We start from the raw sequence: 2,928 nt of genomic DNA, 5'->3' as shown, positions 1-2,928 counted from the left end.
GGCTTCCACCTTATAGCCCCGATCTGAATCAGATAGAGAAAAAGTGGGCTTGGATTAAAGGTGTTAGGAATCGGCTGCGAATTACGGATGTGGATTGGCTGTTTCAGGTGTGTATCGATAAATAAGTTTATTTGCTATATTCCAGCGCAGGCGGGAATCCATATTTGAAATCCGGTATCTTGTTTTAAACAACCACTTGCAAATGTCGAATATGGATTCCCGCCTGCGCGGGAACGACAGAAGCCGGAACACCCTGTCTGACCCCTATGCTGTCAACGCAATATCCAACCAAGCCGTCAAAAAAACACCGCCTCGGCCCACCGTAAAAAATTCAGACGGCCTGTACTGTACAGGCCGTCTGAATCCATCCGTTCGGAAAACCGGTTACATCTGCATCCTGCCCGCATCGTCGGCAAACACTTCCGGCACAGCGGTTTTGTGCAGGCGGTACCAGCCGAACAGCCGCCACAGGCACAGCAGCGCAACATAAGGAATGCAGGCCGCGGCAACCAAATAGCGCGGATTGCTGCGGTTAATGACGTCCAAACCCTGCGCGCTGTCCACCAACGCCCAAAACCACTGCCACAGCGAAGGCACGCTGAAAGCGAGCACGGCCAGCAGCCCCAAAGCGCGGAACACGCCGATTTCGAGAATCTGCCTGCGCAATACGGTGCGGTTGAGTTGGAGCAGCACCAGCAGGCCGAAGCCGATGATTAAAATCATGCCGCCGTTGGCCGCCAACTGCAGGCCGTTGAAGGCGATGGCGGGGCTGACGGGCAGGCCGTCGGGCGGCAGACGGGTGTTGTTCTGGTAAAGGTTCATGCTCTGCATGATGTTGAGCGACAGGCCGTACACCATGTCGGCAAGGACAATCCAAACGGGAATGGCGGTAATCAGACGTATCATGCGGTTGGCCGGATTGAAGGAAACGGGCTAATGATAAGGCCGTCTGAAACGGTTGTATAGCGTTTTCAGACGGCCTGCCAAGCGGCGGATGCCGTCTGAAAGCATCCGTCCGAACCCGCAGCACCGTGCCGCCGCACAAACGGCGCGGCGGAAATTTGTCTGTCTGCACGATGCGGATTCGTCTGTCCGTACAATAAGATAACACACGGTTTGGCCTAAATCATAAAAGCCTGTAATTTTCCAACATCCGTTGTATTTTTCAGCGTACAATGCTCCGACAACAAAATCCCCGAACAGGAAATTCTTTATGACTACCTCGAAACGCGATTTGACCCGCATCCGCCACAACACCAAAATCGTGGCCACGCTCGGCCCGGGCAGCAACAATGTCGAACTGCTCGAAGACATGATACGCATCGGCGGCCTGAACGTGGTGCGCTTCAACTTCAGCCACGGCACGCCCGAATTCCACCGCGAAAACGCCGAAATCGTGCGCGAAGCCGCGCGCCGCGCAGGCCGCGAAATCGCCATTTTGGCCGACTTGCAGGGGCCGAAAATCCGCGTCGGCAAAATCGCGGGCGGCAGCATCCAGCTCAATCAGGGCGAAAAACTGGTGCTCGATGCCGCGCTCGACGGCGAAGGCACGCGCGAAGCGGTCGGTCTCGACTACCGCAACCTGCCCGACGACGTGAAAGCCGGCGACGTTTTATGGCTCGACGACGGCCTGCTCACGCTCACCGTCGACAGCGTGGAAGGCAGCCGCATCATCACCACCGTCGAAAACAGCCATGTGCTGAAAAGCAACAAAGGCATCAACAAACGCGGCGGCGGTCTCTCCGCCGGTGCGCTCACCGAAAAAGACTTCCGCGACCTCAAAACCGCCATCGCCATCGGCTGCGACTATCTGGCCGTCAGCTTCGTGAAATCCGCCGAAGACCTGCACACCGCCCGCGCCAAAGTGGAAGAAGAAATGAAGGGCAGCAGCGCCGTGCGCCCCGGTTTGGTGTCGAAAATCGAACGCGTGGAAGCAATTGAAAACCTCGACGAAATCATTCTGGCTTCAGACGGCATCATGGTGGCGCGCGGCGATTTGGCCGTGGAAGTCGGCCATGCCGCCGTACCCGCGCTGCAAAAACGCATGATCCGCCGCGCCCGCGAACTGCGCCGCTTCAGCATCACCGCCACACAGATGATGGAATCGATGATTACCAACCCCGTGCCCACCCGCGCCGAAGTAAGCGACGTGGCCAACGCGGTCTTGGACGGCACCGATGCGGTCATGTGTTCCGCCGAAACCGCCGTGGGCGCGTATCCCTTCGAAACCGTGCGCCAGATGGCCATCATCGCCGCCGCCGCCGAAGCCGAACAGGATTCGCTCAACGGCGTGGAAGACGAATACGGCGAAGAGCCTGTGAGCACCAATCTCGCCATCGCATCCGGCGCGGTGGACATCGCCCGCGCGGTCAACGCCAAAGCGATTGTCGCGCTGACCGAAAGCGGTTCGACCGCTTTCGAAGTGAGCCGCCACAGCATCCAGCTGCCGATTTACGCGCTCACACCCAGCGTGTCCGCCCAACGCCGCATGGCCATGTACCGCGGCGTGCGTCCGCTGATGATTGCCACCAGCAAAGACCACGAAACCGCCATCAACGAAGTGGAAGCGATGCTGCTCGAACGCGGCGTGCTCGCCAAAGGCGACCTGTTCATCATGACCAGCGGCTCGCGGATGCGCGAATCGGGTTCGACCAATATGCTGCAAGTATTGACCGTGGAATAAGCGGATTGCGGTGATGGAAATCCGCAACAAGGCCGTCTGAAAAAGTTTTCAGACGGCCTTTGTTTGTGGGTATGCCGCTTTTTGCTGCTGCCGGCAATCCGTTTCTGTCGTGCAATCTTCCCCTGTTTTTTACTCTTGACCCGCCGTCTGAAAACAAACCACGTTGCGTACGGTTACGCCGCTTGGGGCGGCTAACCGTACCTACAACCGGCTGCGGTCAGCAAGCCATTTGGCCGTATCAATTT

General features: G+C 57.8%; 2 protein-coding genes. One reads left to right on the top strand and one right to left on the bottom strand.

Features of this window, described 5'->3' with window-relative positions:
• Positions 1 to 384: 384 nt before the first annotated feature.
• Complete coding sequence (locus ACEYDX_RS06260) at positions 385 to 906, bottom strand: hypothetical protein (RefSeq protein WP_373741166.1); 522 nt, start codon at positions 904 to 906, stop codon at positions 385 to 387.
• A gap of 307 nt (positions 907 to 1,213) precedes the next feature.
• Here ACEYDX_RS06260 and pyk point away from each other — a divergent pair, with 307 nt between their 5' ends.
• A complete protein-coding gene (gene pyk, locus ACEYDX_RS06255; protein ID WP_373741165.1) occupies positions 1,214 to 2,683 on the top strand; it encodes a pyruvate kinase in 1,470 nt (489 codons plus the stop codon).
• Positions 2,684 to 2,928 lie beyond the last annotated feature (245 nt).

This window comes from Neisseria sp. (genome assembly GCF_041804105.1).
Taxonomy (GTDB): domain Bacteria; phylum Pseudomonadota; class Gammaproteobacteria; order Burkholderiales; family Neisseriaceae; genus Neisseria.
This window is presented reverse-complemented; position numbering and strand designations above follow the sequence as displayed.

Coding starts and splice junctions, on each gene's coding strand:
- ACEYDX_RS06260 (WP_373741166.1), bottom strand. CDS start 906: ATGATACGTCTGATTACCGCCATTCCCGTTTGGATTGTCCTTGCCGAC.
- pyk (WP_373741165.1), top strand. CDS start 1,214: ATGACTACCTCGAAACGCGATTTGACCCGCATCCGCCACAACACCAAA.